This window comes from Mesorhizobium sp. RSR565B (genome assembly GCF_054719465.1).
In genome coordinates, this window is record NZ_JBTTIE010000001.1 from 6,000,407 (window position 1) to 6,018,175 (window position 17,769).

A 17,769-nucleotide genomic window follows, 5' to 3' on the forward strand; every position below is an offset into this window, starting at 1 on the left:
GTGCCTGATCGGGCTGGCGCCGCCGGTGCAGCAAGGCCGCCACGTCAGTTCGGTTTGGATTGCACCTTGCCAGGGTTCTGGAAGAGAAATTCCGTGCAGGCTTCACCGGTGGATATCCTGACGATTTCGAAATCGAACCGTTGCTTCAAGAAGTCGATCACGGCCTGGTCGTCGGCGAACTCCATCGGCCACCCTCCCAGCCAGTCGCGGACGTCGGTCATGTAACTCATGCCGCGACCTTTTTTCTTCTCGCGAATCTGCTTCAGGAGCATTGGCAGCCGAAGTGGATTTCTGCCAAGGCCGAAACGCCAGATGTACCAGCATTCGATCCATCGCCTTTGACGAGGGTTGGCGGCATTGTACCGACGTTTCACATTGAGCCAGAATTGCGCGGAAGGCGTTACGACATTCGACGAATAGAGAGCGATGAAGAAAAGGCCGCCAGGCCCTACCCTTCGTGCAGCATTCTCAATTGCTTGCCACATGGCGCCAGTGTGATGGAGCACGCCCCATGAATAGACCAAGCTCCAAGTGCCCAGCGCCTCAAGATAGTCGGCATCGAGAACGTCACCTCGTTCGACGGCCCAGTTCGGCGGGTCCCCGGCCAATTTGCGAAGCCTGCCGGTGGTACTTACCGAAAGAGGATCAAAGTCGAAGGAATGTATCCGATCCGCCTTTGCGTCGAAGGCGGCAAGCGAGTGTAGCCCGCTGCCGCTGCCGATATCGAGAAAATCCATTCCTTCCAGGCTCTGCTTGCCGAGGAAGGACAGAAGCTTGTCGGCCGCCACCTGCCGACGTTCAGTCGAGTAGTGTTTGTCGACGAACGACGCCCAATTGGCTCCGAACTCGTACCGATTCGACGATGGGTTGCCTGTGAATGTCATCCTGCGGCTCGGACTCCCCCTTCGATGATGCCCATCATGTCAGCTGTAACTTTCTGAATATCATAGCGCTGTTCGGCAATCGATCGGCTGTTCTTGCCCATGGATACGGCTTCGTCGGGGTTGTCTATCAAGCGGATCATGGCTTCAGCCAACGATGTGGTGGCACCAACCGGAACCAGCAGCCCGTTGACCCCGGGCACGATTGGCGCCCGGCAACCCGGCGCATCCGTTGTGATCACCGGGCGCCCCATCGCCATGGCCTCCAGAACCGATCGCGACGTCCCCTCGCGATACGACGGAAGCACGAAGATACGCGTATCCGCGATGATGTGACGGACGTCCTCGACCGGGCCGTGATAACGGATGGCTCCGCCGGCGACTGCCTCCTCAACCTCCGATAATGGAAACCCCGAGGGGTTTGGATCCATATCTCCGACGAGGTGGAAACGGGCGTCAGGTCTGACAGCCCTAACCAGCGTCGCCGCACCCAGATATTCGGCGAGGCCTTTGTCACGCAGCAGGCGTGCAATCATCAGAAATCGCGGCTGATCGGGTAGTGGCGCGACTTTGAATCGGTCTAGATCGACTCCCGAGCCGTTGACGACATTAGCTTGGGTCCGCCCGAGCAGCCCAAGGCGACGGAAGTCGTTGCGGTCGTCGTCGTTCTGGAAGGTGACCGTGGTGGCAACCCGAAGGCTTGCGGCATAGAGGAGCCGAGCCACTGCGTTTACCATCCTCCAGCGTGGTGACTTGTGCCGGTCCGTGAAGGCGTAGCCGAGGCCGGTGACAAGTGCGTGCCGTCGCTGGATCCCGGCAAGCAACGCAGCCGGCATGCCGTAGACGATCGGCTTGATTGCACAGGTCAACACCACCTGAGGCTTGAGTTTTCTTAGCCGGTTGTGGAGACGAAAAGCCAACACCGTGTCGCCGAACGGAGCAATCCCGGCTCGTTCCATTGGCAATGGATGAAAGTGGACGCCGTTCTCGGCCAGCCAACGAATGGTCATGGCGTCGACCGGCGCCATGGCATGAACTTCGTACCCGGAATCGCGCAGCGCAAGAAGCAAGTGTCCCCTGGTGCTTGCGAGGGACGTTGGTTCGCTGACGATGACGACGATTCGTTTCATGCAGTCATTTCTTGGGAGATTGCTCGCGACCCATTCGACCCTTGTAGATTTTTGACACGCAAAACCCAATCATGGCGCATGTTATCCACAACATCGAGCAGATGCTTCGCCAAAAGTGTCTCAGAGTTGCTTTCGAGCGGAGACTTGCCCCTTGGCAACAGCGTGTCGTTGAATTGACGTAACGCCTACCATACAAGGACGTCGACTCACTACCTGAGGAAACCTGCCTATGTCCGAACGCATTGCTGTTATCGGCCTGGGATGGCACGCCTCGGTGAACCATCTTGTCTATGCGTCATCGAGCTCGATCTACGGCCCCAGCACGCGCATGCCGTTTGAGTGCCCGATTCGGCTGACCATTCGCTCAGCCTCTACGCCGCCATCAAGAAAGCAAACGAGCTGATGGCCCATACATACAGCCATCTGTTTGCACTGCCCACGACAGGATTACGCTTCTCCACCGTCTATGGTCCGTGGGGACGGCCAGACATGGCCCTGCTCATCTTCGCTGAGGCCATCGTCGCTGGCGAGCCGATCGACTTCTTCAACCATGGCAACATGCAGCGCGATTTCACTTATGTCGGCGATATTGTCGAAGGCATCGTCCGCGCCATGCGTCAGCCCGCGACACCCAACCCGCAGTGGGAAAGCGTCGCCGGATCCGGCGATCAGCAACGCGCCGTTCAGAATCCACAATATCGACGGCAGTTCGCCAGTTCAGCTGAACGGCTGATCGCGGTGCTGGAGAACGCGCTCCGACTAAAGGCGAACCGCAATCCCATGCCGCTGCAGCCGGGTGACGTGCCGGCAACTTTCGTCGAGGTCAGTTCGCTCGAGGAGGCGACGGGATCCAGGCCGGATTCCAATAGAGGTCGGAGTTCTCCGCTTTGCGAATGGTATCGGGAGTACTATCGGGTATGATCCGCAGAGGCGGTGCCACGCAAAAAGGACGACAGGTGGGCGACAAATGAACGTGCGCTATGATTTCGGCCGCAACTGGTCCGAGCTTGCCGCGCGTTTCGAGGCCGAACATCTGGACCGGGCGTGTGAGGATCTTGGTCGACTGGCGGGTGACCTCAACGGCATGACTTTTCTGGACATCGGCTGCGGCTCGGGGCTGCATTCAGCGGCCGCACTCCGGCTCGGCGCGGCGAAAGTCACAGCACTCGATTATGACGCGGATTGCGTGGAGACGACCAGGGCCGTCCTGTCCCGGTTTGCACCCGATGCCGATTGGACCGTTGAGCGGGCCGATATCCTTGACAGATCCTCGCTGCCCACCGGCACGTTCGATGTCGTCTATTCATGGGGTGTCCTCCACCATACCGGAGATATGTGGACAGCGATCGCCAATGCGGCTGGCTTGGTCGGCCGCTCTGGGCGACTGGGTATTGCGATCTATCTTAAGACGCCGCTGTGCGGACTATGGACGGTCGAAAAGAGGTTCTACGCCTCGCATCGATGGGTACGGCCGCCGATCAAGGCGGTCTTTGTCTCGGCTTATATGGTCGCAAGGACCCTGCGCCACCGGGACCCGATATCGTTTGTAAGGAACTACCGCGCGCGCCGAGGCATGGAATTTCTGGCGGATGTCGACGACTGGCTTGGCGGCTATCCCTATCAATCCGCGTTAGCCAGCGAGTTGGAGCGGACTGTGGAAAATCTTGGGTTTCGCACGGATCGGCGTTTCAATGTGCTGCCGGGAGTTGGCCTTTTCGGCACCGGCTGTGGTGAATGGTGTTTCGAGCGGATAGATTTATAGCCACCGGCTTCTTCCCAGTCTGGTGACGCGCGGATAACTTGGGCAAGCCGATATGGAGCTGTAACGGCGGATGTGCGGTATCGTCGGCATTGTGGGTGGAGCGGCTGCGACGAGCGGCGGCGGCCATACTGTGCGTCGGATGGCCGACAACATCCGACATCGTGGACCCGACGGCGACGGGGTCTGGAGCGACGCCGAGGCGGGCGTCGCGCTCAGCCAGCGCCGCCTTGCCATCATCGACCTGTCCTCGGCTGGCGCCCAGCCAATGATCTCTCACACAGGCCGCTATGTCATTGTCTTCAATGGCGAGATCTACAATCACGGCGAGATGCGGGCGCACCTTGACCAGCAATTTGGTGTACATGCGTGGCGTGGACATTCCGATACCGAGGTCCTCCTGGTCGCAATCGAAGAGCTAGGGACCAAAAAAGCACTCGAACTGGCCGCCGGTATGTTTGCTTTTGGCGTCTGGGACCGGCGTGAAAGAACTCTGGTTCTCGGTCGCGATCGCGTGGGTGAAAAGCCGCTCTACTACGGCCGTGTCGGCAAGGCCTTCGCGTTTGCCTCGGAACTCAGCGCCTTTCAACCTCTGCCGGACTGGCGCCCGGAGATAGACCGCAATGCGTTGGCGCTGATGATGCGCCACAACTACATCCCCGCGCCCTACAGCATCTATCAGAGCATACGGAAACTGAGACCCGGCCACTTACTCGTCCTCTCCGATCCTATGAATGAGCCGCGCGTCGAAAATTACTGGCGCGCCAGCGACGTCGCAGCGCAAGGCCGGCGCGAGCCTTTCCTGGGCAGCTCTGAAGAGGTGGTCGACGAGGTCGAGCGTCATCTGCGCCGCTCACTTGAAGGGCAGATGATCGCCGACGTGCCGCTTGGCGCCTTCCTATCTGGCGGCATCGATTCTTCCGCGGTCGTGGCAGTCATGCAGTCGATCAGTGCGCGGCCGGTGCGCACCTTCACAATCGGCTTCGAGGACGTCGGCTACAACGAGGCGCACCATGCCAAGCAAGTGGCGCGCCATCTCGGCACCGATCATACAGAGCTCTATCTCAACCAGCGCGACGCGCTCGACGTGGTGCCGCAACTGTCGGGCATCTATAGCGAGCCTTTCTCCGACTCCTCGCAAATCCCGACTTTCCTCGTCTCTAAACTGGCACGTGGCAGCGTTACCGTGGCGTTGTCGGGTGACGGCGGCGACGAGTTGTTCTCAGGCTACAACCGCTACGCGCTCGCCGATGCGTTCTGGAACAAGTTGTCCCGAATTCCGGTCGGTCTGCGCCGCGCGTCTGCTAGCCTGGCGACATTGCCGTCGGCCGGCCTCTACAACAACCTCGCGGGCGGGATCATGCCGCTCCTCCCGCAACGCCTGCGCCGCGAACGCGTCGGCGACATGATCCACAAAGCCGCGTCTGTGCTTTCGCTGCGGACCATGGACGATGTCTACCGTCGCCTGTGCTCGCACTGGGACCCGACCGAGATCATCTCGGATGCGGTCGAGCCGCCAACAATGCTGACCGGCCTGGAACCGTTGCCGGATTTGCCCGGTAGCGTCGAGCGGATGATGTACATCGATCTTATGAGCTATCTACCCGACGACATACTGGTGAAGGTCGATCGCGCCGCCATGGCCGTCAGTCTTGAAACACGTGTACCGTTTCTCGACCATCGACTCATAAGCTTCGTGCTGTCGCTACCGCTCTCAATTCTGCGCGCCGGCGGCCAGACCAAGTGGCCTCTGCGACAGCTGCTTTACAGGCATCTTCCAAAAGAGCTTGTCGAACGCCCCAAGATGGGCTTCGGCGTGCCCATTGATTCCTGGTTGCGCGGCGCTTTGCGCGAATGGGCCGAGGAGTTGCTCGACGAGCGCCGGCTGCGCGAAGACGGATTCTTCCGGCCTGAAGCGATCCGGCGTGCCTGGTTCGAGCACCTCTCCGGGCACCAAAACAACCAATATCTACTCTGGGACGTGTTGATGTTCCAGTCCTGGCGGGGAGCGACCAAGGGATTTTCAAACGCGATCGCAGCGTGATGGGTGGTGAGCCCGGGCGGTTTAGTCTTTGCGGTGCCGCTCATGCCGTCGGAAGGGACGAGACGTTCGGCACTATCAGACGCGAAAGCGAGCAGCTATACGGGAGGGAGAGGGCGAACCGACGTGCGCCAGGGTCGTTCGAACCGACCCTCAGGGACCTGGAAGCCAACGAAGCAAAGGCATTGAACCCTGTTTAAATCGCTCCGTCGCCATTTCACGACTGACCAGGTCAACCAGTATTTCTCGATCGCCTGCTTCTTTTCGCCGCCGGTATTCGGTTCGGTGGTGAGCTTCGTCTTCCATGGCGGCGCGCTCTGGTCATTGGCGCTGCTGGCGGCCGGCCGGCGGCGCCTTAACATTGATCGGCCTATGCTTGCCATGACCACTGCCATCTATGCCTATTGCGCCGCCCAGATCCTGGCGTCGATCGTAAACGGGACGCTGCGGGCCGATGCCACTCATTTCTTGCCCCTGATGACCTTGCTGTTGTTCCCGATTTCCTATTCGACGTGGAGCATCATGGACAAGGAGAGCCTCGCACGCACTGCCGTTCGTGCCAGCGCCGCAGCATGTGTCGGGGCACTGGTGCTGGCCATCGTCCAATACCACTGGATTGGGATGCTGAGACCCGAAGGTGGGGCCGGAAACCCCATCGTGTTTGCCACGGTCACCTGCCTGGCCGTGATGATGTGTCTTACAGGTGCTCTGTCTGGGGTCGAGAAAGCGTGGAAGCCGCTCACGGCCGCCGCGCTTGCCGGTGTGGTGGCGACACTCTACTCGGGCTCGCGCATGGTCTGGGTGGCCTTGCTCATCGCGCTGGTAGCGGTGCTTGTGACCCATCGCGAAAGGGTCTTCCGATCAGACATGAAGCAGTTGCTGGTGATTGCCGGCGCATCGACATTGATCATCACGGCAATTACGTCTCCGATTGTCGCCGATCGCACACATGTCCTGTTCGAGGACTGGAATGCCCTCGCCGTCAACGGCGATTATACCACGCCGCTCGGGTTGCGGGTCGGGTTGTGGGACGTCGGGCTCGATGCCTTTCGCCAAGCGCCCGTTTTTGGTCACGGAATGGCCGCCGGCCGGATGCTTTCAAGGCAGGGGTTCAAACAGCGCTTTGGCGCCACCGAAGGCTTCAACCACTTTCACAACGGCTTCCTTACGGCTTTGGTGCAGGCCGGACTCGCAGGTGCGCTGACATTGGCTGCAATATTCGTCGTGACGATCCGGAATGCGACAAGAGTCCTGCGCATCAGTGCTGATCCGCTGGAACGTTTTGGCGCCACCATAATGGTGGTCACCGTCATAATATACGTTGCTGGAGGGATGACAGGCATCCTTGTCGGCCATGATATTCTCGACTCGACGCTGATGGTCTTGTTGGTTTCCGGAACATACTTGGCTTGCGGGCAGACAATTTCGCCCAAGGGTCAGTCAACGAATCAAGCGTCTGCTTTTAGGGGGCGCGAAAAGGGAGCGAATCTCCCGCCCCACCATTTTTGATCGACGGAGAAAAAAGGTGCATCACGCCCAACACCGAAATATCTCGTGCCTGCGAGTGGTGAGAGCAGAAGCGCTCTCCCGCTAAGGATCTGCAATTTGGGCGAGCAATGGGCGACGGTGGCACCAGACGCGTGACCGCGATTTCGGGGCGTATCGAATGCTGAACGGCAGCTAAAAGGCCCCGGAGGTTCTCGAAGAGATCGGCAAGAAGCCACAGGCAAAGACCTGCGCGGCTATCGTCGGCATCACGGATGAAGGCGCCGAGATCATGGAAGAATACAAGGGCGCGCCTGCACTAGATGCCGGCCTTCTAGCTGATTCCCAAGCCCTCGAGCATTACGAGATTTCGCGCTTTTGCACGATGAACACATGGGCTTCCGAACTTGGCCGCGACGAAGCTGTGTCGCTCCTCAATCTGGCACTTGGAAAAGGCCACCGACGAGACTCTGACGCCGAGTCTACCGTTCTCTCAGGAGCCCTGGCGATCAAATGCCGGGCTCCTTGTCCCAAGCTCTCGCGCTGCATTGGTGCGAAACCTTGCGCGGAGACGATATGGGAGTTCTCGAAAACACTTTTCGGGCTTGGTGAGAAAGAAGCCTGACGCGGCGCAGCGGCGACATGACGGAGGCGACCGGCGCCCGCCCGGCTATTGCCGTGCATTACAAAACGCCCAGACGTCCGGCCCTAAGGGGCTTAATCAAACGCTAGCGAAAAATTAATGATCCGAGGCAGTAACATGCCCGGCGGTTGTGTAGCTTCAGCCTGGCGGCTTGCTACAAATACGCGCGCGCAGTGCCCGTCGTCGTCAGAAGGATCGTGCACCCCCCGGACGCGTCGTCGATAAGCTGAGGATCGGAAGTTAATGACTCGCGGATTACGACGAGGAGTTCTGATAAGCATGTTTCAATTTCGCGCTTTTTCCCGCAAATTCGAGAGCGTAAGGAATTGAATCAGTCGTTGATTAATCAGGCGTTTTCGCCGGCCTGTCACGCCGGAGGTCGCGGGTTCGAGCCCCGTCACTCGCGCCATTTCTCCTCAGGAGAAATGTGACATAATCGTCTAAAATCATGGTCTTGCATGTGGGAATTCAGATCCGGTCGGATCTGAATTCGGTCTCTCCCGCAACGACGTCACCCCTTGGCCAGCAGCGCCTCGACCTCCTGCAGCGTCGGCATGGATGGCGCCGTACCCGGCCTTGTCACCGAAATGCCGGCGACGGCGCAGGCGAAGCGGACGGCTTGCAGCGGCTCCACGCCTTTGGCGAGTGCGGCGGCCAGGCCGCCATTGAAGGCATCGCCCGCGCCGGTGGTTTCGACCACCGGACCGGCACTGACCACGGGAACATGGTCGGACCGAGCGGCCGTGTGCAGCAGCGCGCCTTTTTCGCCGAGCGTGATGATGACCGAGCCGACGCCCTTTTTGAGCAGGCTGTCGGCGGCGCGGCGAGCCTCGTCGATCGAAGAAACCTTGATGCCGGTCAGCTCTTCGGCCTCGGTCTCGTTGGGGGTGACATAGTCGCAAAGCGTATAGATGCGGTCCGGCAGCTTGGCCGCCGGCGCCGGATTGAGGATGGTGGTCACCCCTGCACCGCGCGCGATTTCGAGTGCGCGCAGTGCCGCGTCGATCGGCTGCTCGAGCTGGGTGACGAAGACGCCGGCGCCGCCGATCAGGCCGGCGTTGGCCTCGATGTCTTCAGGCGAGATCAGCATCGCCGCACCCGGGCTGACGATGATGGCGTTGTTGCCGGTTGTCTCCTCGATGAAGATATAGGCCGCGCCGGTATAGCTTTGCGGCGTCTCGATGACGGCGGATTTGACGCTCGCCTCTGCCCAGGTCGCCTTGGCCATGTCGGCGAAAGCATCGACGCCAAGCCGGGTCAGGAAGGTGACGTCCGCGCCGAGCTTGCCTGCCGCCACCGCCTGGTTCGAGCCCTTGCCGCCCGGTCCCAGCTTGAAGGAATTACCAAGAATGGTTTCACCCATGCGCGGCTGTCGATCGGCGCGGTAGGCGGTGTCGGCGACGAAAACGCCCAGAATGACGACAGGTTTGCCCGACGCCATGGCCCTACTCGGCGTCCGGCGGCACGACGCCCTTGCGAAAGGCGAAGCAGCCATAGAAGCGGCGCTCGCCGGTCTGGATGACGCAATAGGCTTTCTTGGCGCGCTCGTAGAAGGCATAGCGCTCGACCGAGATCATCGGCCAGGCCTTGCCTTCCGCCTTGTCGATCTCCTTCTGCACCTCTTTTTGCACCGGCGGGATCTCGTCCGGCTTGCCGACGATCTCCATGCGCGCGGCCGCATCGTCGACGAAAGTGTCCAGCGGATAGAGCGACAGCACCGCCTTGACCACATCGGCCGCCGAGGCGTCGATGTGCAGCAGCTTGCCGAGCACGGTCTGCTTTGCCACCGAATCGGCGGGGAAATTGGTGTCGGCGATGACCAGATCGTCGCCGTGTCCCATTGCCCTGAGCGCCTGGAGCACATCGGCATTGAGCAATGGGTTGATCCCTTTGAGCATGGCAGTCCTCGTCAAACAGGTTTGGTCAAAGTCGATTGGAAATCAGAGCCGGTTGCCGGTCTCGGCGTCGAAGAGATGGACCTGGTCGAGGCGCGGCTTGAGATTGAGCGTGTCGCCGGGCTTGAAGTCGTGGCGCTCACGAAACAGCGCCACCATCTCGCCGTCGCCGAAGCGCACGAAGACCAGCGTTTCGGAACCGGTCGGCTCGACCACCGAGATTTTTGCCGGCACGCCGTCGGGATGGATTTCGAGATGCTCGGGCCGCACGCCATAGACCACGGCCTGGCCCTCCTTGGCGGCGCTGCCGGCCGCGATCGGGAACAGCGTGCCCGCTATCTCGACCTTGTCGACCTTGCGCACCACGCCTTTGAGCAGGTTCATCGACGGCGAGCCGATGAAGCCGGCGACAAACAGATTGGCCGGCCGGTCGAACAATTCCAGTGGCGCGCCAACCTGCTCTATGCGGCCGTCGCGCATGACCACGATCTTGTCGGCCATGGTCATGGCCTCGATCTGGTCGTGGGTGACGTAGATGGTGGTGGTCTTCAGCCGCTGGTGCAGTTCCTTGATCTCGGTGCGCATCTGCACGCGCAGCTTGGCGTCGAGATTGGAGAGCGGCTCGTCGAACAGGAAGACTTGCGGATTGCGCACGATGGCGCGGCCCATGGCGACGCGCTGGCGCTGGCCGCCGGATAGCTGGCGCGGATAGCGTTTCAGGTACGGATTGAGGTCGAGAATGTCGGCGGCGCGCTTGACCCGCTCGGCGACCACGGCTGGATCGGTCTTGCGCAGCTTCAGCGCAAACGCCATGTTCTGCTCCACCGTCTTGTGCGGATAGAGCGCGTAGTTCTGGAACACCATGGCGATGTCGCGCTTGGCCGGTGGCAGATTGTTGACGATGCGCTCGCCAATGGCGATCGTGCCGCCGGAGACGGTCTCCAGCCCGGCCACCATCCTGAGCAGCGTGGACTTGCCGCAGCCCGACGGGCCGACCAACACCACGAACTGGCCATCGGCGATATCGACGCTGACCTCGTGCAGGACCTTGACGGTTCCGAACGCCTTGGCCACATTGCTGATCGCGACTTGAGCCATCGTCCCCCCTTTTCTCGCGGTGAAGCTAGCCATTGCCAACGGCAAGGGCAAGTCGGTATGTTATCGATAAAAAGCCATTCGTGTTGACAAGGTAATCGATTACGCAAATATTAGCTGTTGCCAATCCGGCAGTCGGATTTTTATCCGAAAATCGGAGCTCCAGGCGACGCAGGGTGGGGTCCCACGTCCCCGTATGATAAAGGAGAACCGCCGACGTTTCGGCGTCGGAGGGATTGGCATTTTAATTCACGACTGTTGTTCTGGGAGGAATAGATGAGAGTCGGTCTGTACGAAAAACTCGTCCGCGCGGGTGCCACCCGGCGTGACATACTCAAAGGCGCGGCCTCGATGGCCGCGATTGCCGCCGCATCGGGCGCTGGGCTCGGCGCTTTCACCCGCCCGGCTGAAGCCGCCAGCGAGCTACGCTCCAAAATTCTGCAGATCCCCGGCGTCGGCAAAGGCCAGCCGACGGATGCCGACTTCCAGAAGGTAGGCGAACTCTGCCTGGAAGCCACCAAGGCCAATGTCAAGGAAGGCGAATTCGCCGGCGTCGAGCTCACCTTCATGGGCCTCAACAACCAGAACCTGCACAATGTGCTGTTCCGCGGCTTCCTGAAGCCGTGGGAGGCCTATACCGGCGCCAAGATCAGCTGGATCGACCTGGCGCAGGCCGACTACAATGCCCGCCTGCAGCAGTCGATCGCCACCGGCACCGTCGACTTCGACATCATCGAGATGGGCGCGCCCTTCGAAGGCGATGTCTGCGGCAAGGGCCTGACCTCCGAGATGCCCGACTGGGTCAAAGAGCAGATCGACATGAAGGATGTCGTGGCCTACCTGCAGCCGCCGGTCGGCACCTGGGACGGCAAGCAGTACCGGATCACCGTCGATGGCGATGCGCACAACTTCAACTACCGCACCGACGTTTTTGCCGATGCCGACCTCGCCAAGGCGTGGAAGGACGGCGGTGCGACCACCGAATGGGGTGTGCCGAAGACCTGGCAGGAAGTCCAGGCCGTCACAAAATTCCTCAAGGGCAAGAAGTTCAAGGACCAGGACGTCTTCGGCTATCTCGATGCGCCCAAGGCCTGGGGCGGTTTCGGCTTCTACTTCCTCGGCAGCCGCGCCACCGCCTATGCCAAGCATCCCGACGACAAGGCCTGGCTGTTCGATGCCGACACGATGAAGCCGCGCATCAACAATCCGGCCTGGGTGCGCGCCATCCAGGACGTCATCGACGCGCTGCCGTCGGAGCCCGCCGACCAGATCAACGCCGACCCGAACACGACAGCCTTCCAGCAGTTCCTGGCCGGCACCGGTTCAATGGTCACCTGGTGGGGCGACGTCGGCTCCAACGTCAAGACCAACGATAGCTCGGTCATCGGCGACGTCACCGGCTTCTCGATCCTGCCGGGATCCGACGACGTCTACAATGCCAAGACCGGCGCCTGGGACAAACTCGCCAGCGGCCCGAACTATGCGCCAAACTGTGCCTATCTCGGCTGGGGCGTCTATGTCATGGCCCGCGTCGATACGGACGAAAAGAAGAAAAAAGCGGCATGGTCGGCCGCCGCTCATCTCGGCGGCAAGGACCTGTCAATCTGGACGGCGATGTATCCGTCCGGCTTCCAGCCCTACCGCAACTCGCATTTCGACATTCCCGAATGGGTGGCGGCAGGCTACGACGAGGCGTTCATCACCTCGTATCTGAAGTCGGAAGCCGACAGCTACAACCATCCGAACGCGGCGATCGAACCGCGCATCCCCGGCATCTTCCAGTACTATTCGGCTGCCGAGGACATTCTGGCCAACACATTCGCCGGCAAGATGAAGGCGCAGGAAGGCGCCGACGCCATTGCCGCGGCCTGGGAGAAGCTGACCGACCAGATCGGCCGCGAAAACCAGATCAAGCTCTACAAGGCCTCGCTCGGCGTGTAGGCTGATCCTATCGTGACAACAGGTCCGGCGGTGCAAGCCGCCGGACCTGACCGGCTCGGGCCGGTCGCAGGCTTGATTTTTTAAACGGACGGGGACGCGTGGCTGACCAGACCACCAATGTATGGCCGGCCAACGCCGGCCCAGCCGATCTGATCTCGCCGGCCCGCAAGCGGGCGGGTTTTGCCCTGATGGCGGCCGCCACGCTTGGCCTGCTGGCGGTGATCGCGTTTGAGATCCTCTACAAGAACGAGATCACCACGCTCGGCTTCGAGACCTGGCGTCCGATCGTCTACGCCTATGTTCTGTGGGGCGTGACGCTTGGCATCGGCCAGGTGCTGACGCGCGGCGAGGACGGCCAGCGCGCGCTGTTCCTGCTGCCGGCGCTGCTGTTCACCATCGCCATGGTGATCTTCCCGACGCTGTTCGGCTTCTATATCGCGCTGACCGACTGGAACCTGTCGTCCTTTTCCGGCCGCAAGTTCAACGGGCTCGACAATTTCTGGCAGATGCTGGCCGATCCCTACTACCGCAACGCGCTGTTCAACATGGTGCTTTATGTGCTCGCCGTGCTGGTTGAGTATGTGATTGCCTTCGGCCTGGCGCTGCTGCTCAACGCGCAGATCCGGGCGCGCAAATTCTTCCGAGTCGTCTTCCTGATGCCGCTGATGCTGTCGCCGGTCGCGGTGTCGTGGATGATCGGCAAATCGCTGATGGAGTACCGTTTCGGGCCGGCGGCGACGCTGGCGCGCCATTTCGGCTGGGAAAACCCCGCCTTCTTCTCCAACCCGATCACCGCCCGCATCTCGATCATGGTGCTCGACGCCTGGACCTTCATCCCGTTCATGATGATCATGCTGCTTGCCGGCCTGCAGGCGATGTCGCGCGACGTGCTGGAAGCGGCGCGCGTCGATGGCGCCACGCCCTGGCAGACTTTCTGGCAGGTCACCTTCCCGCTGATGCTGCCGGTGTCGGTCACGGCGGTGATCCTGCGCATCATCTTCAAGCTGAAGCTTGCCGACATCATCATTACCGTCACCTCCGGCGGCCCCGGCGGCGCCACGGATTTAGTGTCGAGCTTCATCTACCGCGAATACCGCGACCGTTCGAATGTCGGCTACGGCACCATGCTGGCGATGGCCTATCTCGTCATCATCGTCGTGTTCGTGACCTGGCTGTTGAAATTCGCCAATCGCTTCGTGCGCAACGTGAACTGACGAGGCACAATGAGCGTCCAGACCACCGACTATGCTGCCTCGGAAATCCGCTCACCGCTGGGTTTTCTGGCCAATCGCATCTTCATCTATGGCGCGCTGGCGTTCTGGGCCTTCATCTGCCTGTTCCCGATCTACTGGACCATCACCACCTCGTTCAAGACCGCGGTCGACGTCACGCAAGGACATCTCATCCCGTTCGTCGACTTCCAGCCGGACTGGAAGGGCTGGCGCTCGCTCGGCCTGTCGCCGGATTCGATCTTCCAGACCTCGACGGTGCGGGAGGAGTTTTTCAAGCGCTTCATGAATTCGGTCATCACCTCGGTCGGTGCGTCGAGCCTCGCCATCGTCATTGGCAGCCTCGCCGCCTATGGGCTGACCCGCTACCGCTATCAGTTCGCCTGGTTCAAGAACGAGGACATCTCCTTCTTCTTCCTGTCGCAGCTGATCCTGCCGCCGGTGGTGCTGGCCCTGCCCTTCCTGGTGCTCTACCGGGAAGTCGGTCTGCTCGACACACGCATCGGCCTGATCCTGCTCTACACGCTGATGGTGCTGCCGATCGTCATCTGGATCATGCGCGACCAGTTCAACTCGATCCCGGTCGAGCTCGAGGAGGCAGCGCTGGTCGACGGCCTCTCGATCTGGGGCGCTTTTTTCCGCATCGTCATGCCGATTGCGCTGCCGGGCATGGTCGCCGCTTTCATCCTGGCGATGGTGCTGTGCTGGAACGAGTATTTTTTCGCCGCGCTGCTGACCTCGACCGACGCCAAGACCATCCCGGTCATGGTGGCGAGCCAGACCGGCTCGCAAGGCATCAACTGGTGGTCGATGGCGGCGCTTGCCACCGCCGCGATCGCACCGCTGGCGGTCATCGGGATTGCGCTTGAGCGGTATCTGATCATGGGCATGACGGCGGGCGCGGTGAAGTAGGGCGAGAGGCGGCGTGCCCCTCTACTGTTGACCTCGGCGGGACAGCACCCCCCCTCTGGCCTGCCGGCCATCTCCCCCGCAAGGAGGGAGATCGGCAGCTTTGGCTGCATCGCTTTTCTTGCGACGTAGGTGATTGGCGAAAGCGGAAATGACATCTGATCTCCCCCCTTGCGGGGGAGATGTCCGGCAGGACAGAGGGGGTGTGAAGGATCGCTACAGAGCGACTTTGTCTGCTAGCGCCCCAATATCGCCCTCAGGTGATCCATGATCATCGCGACGCCCTTCTGCCCTAGCTCCGCCGAGGCCTCCGGCGCACTGGCCGTATACCACGCGGTATTCTCGCCAAAACGCCCGGCATCGACCGCTTCCGGACACAGTGCCAGCATCAATGATGTCTCGCCAACACCGGCGTGATCGAACGGATACTTCCCGTTCATGGCAGCCGACATTAGCGGGTGCACCTGCACCCAGTTGAAGAAATTCTCGCCGGCGGCGTGCCCGGCATAATAATCGGCCATCTCGTCTGAGCCCCACCAGCCCTCGCCGCGCTGCTTCTCGAGGAAGCGGAAAATCGCCTGGCGGCCGGCGGCCTTGAAGGCGAGATCGGTCGGCATGCCGGCGGCAAAGTTCTCGGTCTGGTGGTGGATGATGGCGTTGATGTTACGAAAGCCGATGCGCAGCAGGCTGTAGAACAATTCTTCGGCGAACGGCGCCAGCTGGTTGCCGCCGACCTGCACCGAGCCGTTGCCTTCAGGTGCTGCCACCACATAGCTCGCCGCACCGTAGTAGAAAGCCGGCAGGATGACGATGTCGGCCTCCTTCTCGTAGAGCTCCAGCGTCTTGACGACGGCCAGCGTGTCCATGCCGACAGCCATGTGCTCGCCGTGATATTCGAGCACGCCGAGCGGGAGAGCGACCGGCCAGTTCTCGGCGATCGCCTTTCGGATCTGGTGCGGCAACATCAGTTCGTAGCGCATGATCTATTCCATGTTGGTGTGGCGGGTGCGCATGGCCTCGGACGACTGGCCGGTCAGCGCCTTGAGCTTCAGCACCATCACCTCGAACAGCAGGAACAGCGCCCCTTCGAAGACCGAGCCCATCGGCAGCAGCGATGTCTTTTGTGGCCCCTGGTCACGCGCCATGGTCTGCGCCGGGATCAGCAAGGTGAAGTCGGCAAGCGCGACCGCACTACTGCCTGCCTCGGCGGTGAGCAAAAGCACGGTGGCGCCGGCCTGGCGGGCGACTTGCATCAAGGTAAGCACCGTCGTCGTCTCGCCCGGGCCGGAACTGACCAGGAAGACATCGGCTGGGCGAAGCGGTGGTGTGTTCATGTCGCCGACCACCGACACCTCAAGGCCAAGGTGATAGAGGCGCATGGCGAAACCCTTGAGCTGCAAGGCCTCGCGGCCGCAGCCATAGACGACGATCTTTTGCGCGCGGGCCAGGGTTTCGCAGGCGGTGTCGATGCCGGCTTCGTCGACGCGCGCCAGTACGGCGCCCAGCTCTTGCAGGGCGGTCGAAAACATATCCGAGCCGGCATTCGTCATGAGAGTCCCATCTGTCCGGCTGGGTTTGTGGCCGGTGATTTCGGGTTGCGCGCTTTCGGAAAAAGGCTTGTTTTTGTTCATGCTATCACCGCGAAAATGCCTGTCCAACGGCCATGGCGGCTTTTGCTGAGCCAGCGGCGTGATAGTGTCATGTCAGACAATCAATCCAGGAAATCAGCACGACATGAAGACACGGCATTTCGACCGCATCGGCAATGGCGGCCTCGACTTCACCGAGCTTGGCTTCGGCAGCGCGCCGCTCGGCAACCTTTACCGCGCCGTCCCCGACGCGGATGCCAACGCCACGCTGGAGGCGGCGTGGGCGACCGGCTGCCGTTACTACGACACCGCGCCGCTCTATGGCCTGGGCCTTGCCGAAACACGGCTCAATGCCTTCCTGCGCGGCAGGAAGCGCGACGATTATGTGCTGTCGAGCAAGGTCGGTCGCCTGTTGCGCGCCTGCCCGCCGGAGGAACGAACCGGCATCGGCAAGTTCTTCGACACACCGACGCGCAAGGAGGTCTACGACTACAGCTACGACGGCGTCATGCGCTCGTTCGAGGCGTCGCTGGAACGGCTTGGCGTCGACCGCATCGACATCCTTTTCGTCCATGACCTCGACATCTTCACCCATGGCAGCAAGGAGGCGTCAGACCAGCGCATCGAGGAATTCATGGCCTCGGGCTACAACGGACTGGTTGCGCTGCGCGACCAGGGCGTGATCAAGGCCTTCGGCGGCGGCATCAACGAATGGGAGGTTTGCCAGACGCTGGCGGAGCGTGGCGACTTCGACCTGTTCCTGCTGGCCGGGCGCTACACGCTGCTGGAACAGGAAGCGCTTGCCACCTTCCTGCCGCTCTGTGAGCAACGCGGCATCGGCATCGTTCTCGGCGGTCCTTACAATTCCGGCATCCTGGCGACCGGGCCGAAGCCAGGCGCCTATTACAATTACTCCGAGGCGCCAAGGGACATCATGGATCGCGTCGGGCGCATCGAGGCCGTCTGCCAGCGCCATGGCGTCAGGCTGATCGAGGCGGCGCTGCAGTTTCCGCTGCTGCACCCTTCCGTGGTGTCGGTCATCCCCGGCGGCCAGCGGCCGAGTGAAGTCGAAAGCAACCGCGCCCTGCTCGATGCCAAGCTGCCCGCGGCGCTGTGGGCGGACCTCAAGCAGGAAGGCCTGATGCGCGCGGATGCGCCGGTGGGCTGAAGGC

Annotated in this window: 16 protein-coding genes; 9 read left to right on the top strand and 7 right to left on the bottom strand. The window is 61.3% G+C overall.

The window, feature by feature from the left end; genetic code table 11:
* Window positions 1-44 precede the first annotated feature (44 nt).
* Together ACYG9R_RS28965 and ACYG9R_RS28970 are read right to left on the bottom strand one after the other, a co-directional pair.
* On the bottom strand, window positions 45-884 hold the full coding sequence (locus tag ACYG9R_RS28965) for a class I SAM-dependent methyltransferase (RefSeq protein WP_023713500.1): 840 nt from the start codon (window positions 882-884) through the stop codon (window positions 45-47).
* Entirely contained in the window at window positions 881-2,011 is a 1,131-nt protein-coding gene (locus tag ACYG9R_RS28970; RefSeq protein ID WP_023823240.1) for a glycosyltransferase family 4 protein, read from the bottom strand. Before ACYG9R_RS28970 ends, ACYG9R_RS28965 begins: the two co-directional genes overlap by 4 nt.
* Window positions 2,012-2,413: 402 nt before the next feature.
* Between ACYG9R_RS28970 and ACYG9R_RS28975 the strand changes: the two genes are divergently transcribed.
* The 5 genes from ACYG9R_RS28975 to ACYG9R_RS28995 all read left to right on the top strand — a co-directional run bounded on the left by ACYG9R_RS28975 (window position 2,414) and on the right by ACYG9R_RS28995 (window position 7,921).
* The gene (locus tag ACYG9R_RS28975; RefSeq protein ID WP_245260018.1) at window positions 2,414-2,932 is read left to right on the top strand and encodes an NAD-dependent epimerase/dehydratase family protein; all 519 of its coding nucleotides are present in this window, start codon (window positions 2,414-2,416) and stop codon (window positions 2,930-2,932) included.
* 46 nt (window positions 2,933-2,978) lie between these two features.
* The gene (locus ACYG9R_RS28980; protein ID WP_023734114.1) at window positions 2,979-3,773 is read left to right on the top strand and encodes a class I SAM-dependent methyltransferase; all 795 of its coding nucleotides are present in this window, start codon (window positions 2,979-2,981) and stop codon (window positions 3,771-3,773) included.
* 70 nt (window positions 3,774-3,843) lie between these two features.
* Entirely contained in the window at window positions 3,844-5,814 is a 1,971-nt protein-coding gene (gene asnB, locus ACYG9R_RS28985; RefSeq protein ID WP_023734115.1) for an asparagine synthase (glutamine-hydrolyzing), read from the top strand.
* Between the two features lie 285 nt (window positions 5,815-6,099).
* Window positions 6,100-7,320: an O-antigen ligase family protein gene (locus tag ACYG9R_RS28990; protein ID WP_245260010.1), complete on the top strand. Its 1,221-nt coding sequence runs from the start codon at window positions 6,100-6,102 to the stop codon at window positions 7,318-7,320.
* A 244-nt stretch (window positions 7,321-7,564) separates the two neighbouring features.
* Window positions 7,565-7,921 (top strand): DUF892 family protein, encoded by a 357-nt coding sequence (locus ACYG9R_RS28995; RefSeq protein ID WP_460221882.1) that lies wholly within the window; start codon window positions 7,565-7,567, stop codon window positions 7,919-7,921.
* A 529-nt stretch (window positions 7,922-8,450) separates the two neighbouring features.
* On the opposite strand, the gene rbsK is transcribed toward ACYG9R_RS28995, so the two are convergent.
* Genes rbsK through ACYG9R_RS29010 form a run of 3 tightly spaced genes read right to left on the bottom strand, consistent with a single transcriptional unit; the run spans window position 8,451 to window position 10,932 of the window.
* Window positions 8,451-9,380 carry a ribokinase gene (gene rbsK / locus ACYG9R_RS29000; protein ID WP_023742815.1) on the bottom strand — a complete coding sequence of 310 codons (930 nt, stop codon included), beginning with the start codon at window positions 9,378-9,380 and terminating at the stop codon, window positions 8,451-8,453.
* A 4-nt stretch (window positions 9,381-9,384) separates the two neighbouring features.
* Window positions 9,385-9,837 (bottom strand): RbsD/FucU family protein, encoded by a 453-nt coding sequence (locus tag ACYG9R_RS29005; protein ID WP_023711516.1) that lies wholly within the window; start codon window positions 9,835-9,837, stop codon window positions 9,385-9,387.
* 42 nt (window positions 9,838-9,879) lie between these two features.
* Window positions 9,880-10,932, bottom strand: coding sequence for an ABC transporter ATP-binding protein (locus ACYG9R_RS29010; protein WP_023823241.1), 1,053 nt, complete (start codon window positions 10,930-10,932; stop codon window positions 9,880-9,882).
* A gap of 273 nt (window positions 10,933-11,205) precedes the next feature.
* Between ACYG9R_RS29010 and ACYG9R_RS29015 the strand changes: the two genes are divergently transcribed.
* The 3 genes from ACYG9R_RS29015 to ACYG9R_RS29025 all read left to right on the top strand — a co-directional run bounded on the left by ACYG9R_RS29015 (window position 11,206) and on the right by ACYG9R_RS29025 (window position 15,011).
* Complete coding sequence (locus tag ACYG9R_RS29015) at window positions 11,206-12,870, top strand: ABC transporter substrate-binding protein (protein ID WP_023705031.1); 1,665 nt, start codon at window positions 11,206-11,208, stop codon at window positions 12,868-12,870.
* A gap of 98 nt (window positions 12,871-12,968) precedes the next feature.
* The gene (locus ACYG9R_RS29020) at window positions 12,969-14,084 is read left to right on the top strand and encodes a carbohydrate ABC transporter permease (RefSeq protein ID WP_460221870.1); all 1,116 of its coding nucleotides are present in this window, start codon (window positions 12,969-12,971) and stop codon (window positions 14,082-14,084) included.
* A 9-nt stretch (window positions 14,085-14,093) separates the two neighbouring features.
* A complete protein-coding gene (locus ACYG9R_RS29025; protein WP_023669427.1) occupies window positions 14,094-15,011 on the top strand; it encodes a carbohydrate ABC transporter permease in 918 nt (305 codons plus the stop codon).
* A gap of 233 nt (window positions 15,012-15,244) precedes the next feature.
* Here ACYG9R_RS29025 and ACYG9R_RS29030 read toward each other — a convergent pair whose 3' ends face one another.
* On the bottom strand, window positions 15,245-15,988 hold the full coding sequence (locus ACYG9R_RS29030; protein WP_023689463.1) for a creatininase family protein: 744 nt from the start codon (window positions 15,986-15,988) through the stop codon (window positions 15,245-15,247).
* A gap of 3 nt (window positions 15,989-15,991) precedes the next feature.
* The gene (locus ACYG9R_RS29035; protein WP_023689464.1) at window positions 15,992-16,558 is read right to left on the bottom strand and encodes an SIS domain-containing protein; all 567 of its coding nucleotides are present in this window, start codon (window positions 16,556-16,558) and stop codon (window positions 15,992-15,994) included.
* A gap of 184 nt (window positions 16,559-16,742) precedes the next feature.
* Between ACYG9R_RS29035 and ACYG9R_RS29040 the strand changes: the two genes are divergently transcribed.
* The gene (locus ACYG9R_RS29040) at window positions 16,743-17,765 is read left to right on the top strand and encodes an aldo/keto reductase (RefSeq protein WP_023669424.1); all 1,023 of its coding nucleotides are present in this window, start codon (window positions 16,743-16,745) and stop codon (window positions 17,763-17,765) included.
* Window positions 17,766-17,769: the final 4 nt, after the last annotated feature.

Bases quoted from the DNA above. Each gene is read 5' to 3' on its own strand.
- asnB (WP_023734115.1), top strand. From the start codon at position 3,844: ATGTGCGGTATCGTCGGCATTGTGGGTGGAGCGGCTGCGACGAGCGGC.
- ACYG9R_RS28980 (WP_023734114.1), top strand. From the start codon at position 2,979: ATGAACGTGCGCTATGATTTCGGCCGCAACTGGTCCGAGCTTGCCGCG.
- ACYG9R_RS29010 (WP_023823241.1), bottom strand. From the start codon at position 10,932: ATGGCTCAAGTCGCGATCAGCAATGTGGCCAAGGCGTTCGGAACCGTC.
- ACYG9R_RS29025 (WP_023669427.1), top strand. From the start codon at position 14,094: ATGAGCGTCCAGACCACCGACTATGCTGCCTCGGAAATCCGCTCACCG.
- ACYG9R_RS29030 (WP_023689463.1), bottom strand. From the start codon at position 15,988: ATGCGCTACGAACTGATGTTGCCGCACCAGATCCGAAAGGCGATCGCC.
- ACYG9R_RS29015 (WP_023705031.1), top strand. From the start codon at position 11,206: ATGAGAGTCGGTCTGTACGAAAAACTCGTCCGCGCGGGTGCCACCCGG.
- rbsK (WP_023742815.1), bottom strand. From the start codon at position 9,380: ATGGCGTCGGGCAAACCTGTCGTCATTCTGGGCGTTTTCGTCGCCGAC.
- ACYG9R_RS29035 (WP_023689464.1), bottom strand. From the start codon at position 16,558: ATGACGAATGCCGGCTCGGATATGTTTTCGACCGCCCTGCAAGAGCTG.
- ACYG9R_RS29005 (WP_023711516.1), bottom strand. From the start codon at position 9,837: ATGCTCAAAGGGATCAACCCATTGCTCAATGCCGATGTGCTCCAGGCG.
- ACYG9R_RS28975 (WP_245260018.1), top strand. From the start codon at position 2,414: ATGGCCCATACATACAGCCATCTGTTTGCACTGCCCACGACAGGATTA.
- ACYG9R_RS28965 (WP_023713500.1), bottom strand. From the start codon at position 884: ATGACATTCACAGGCAACCCATCGTCGAATCGGTACGAGTTCGGAGCC.
- ACYG9R_RS29040 (WP_023669424.1), top strand. From the start codon at position 16,743: ATGAAGACACGGCATTTCGACCGCATCGGCAATGGCGGCCTCGACTTC.
- ACYG9R_RS28970 (WP_023823240.1), bottom strand. From the start codon at position 2,011: ATGAAACGAATCGTCGTCATCGTCAGCGAACCAACGTCCCTCGCAAGC.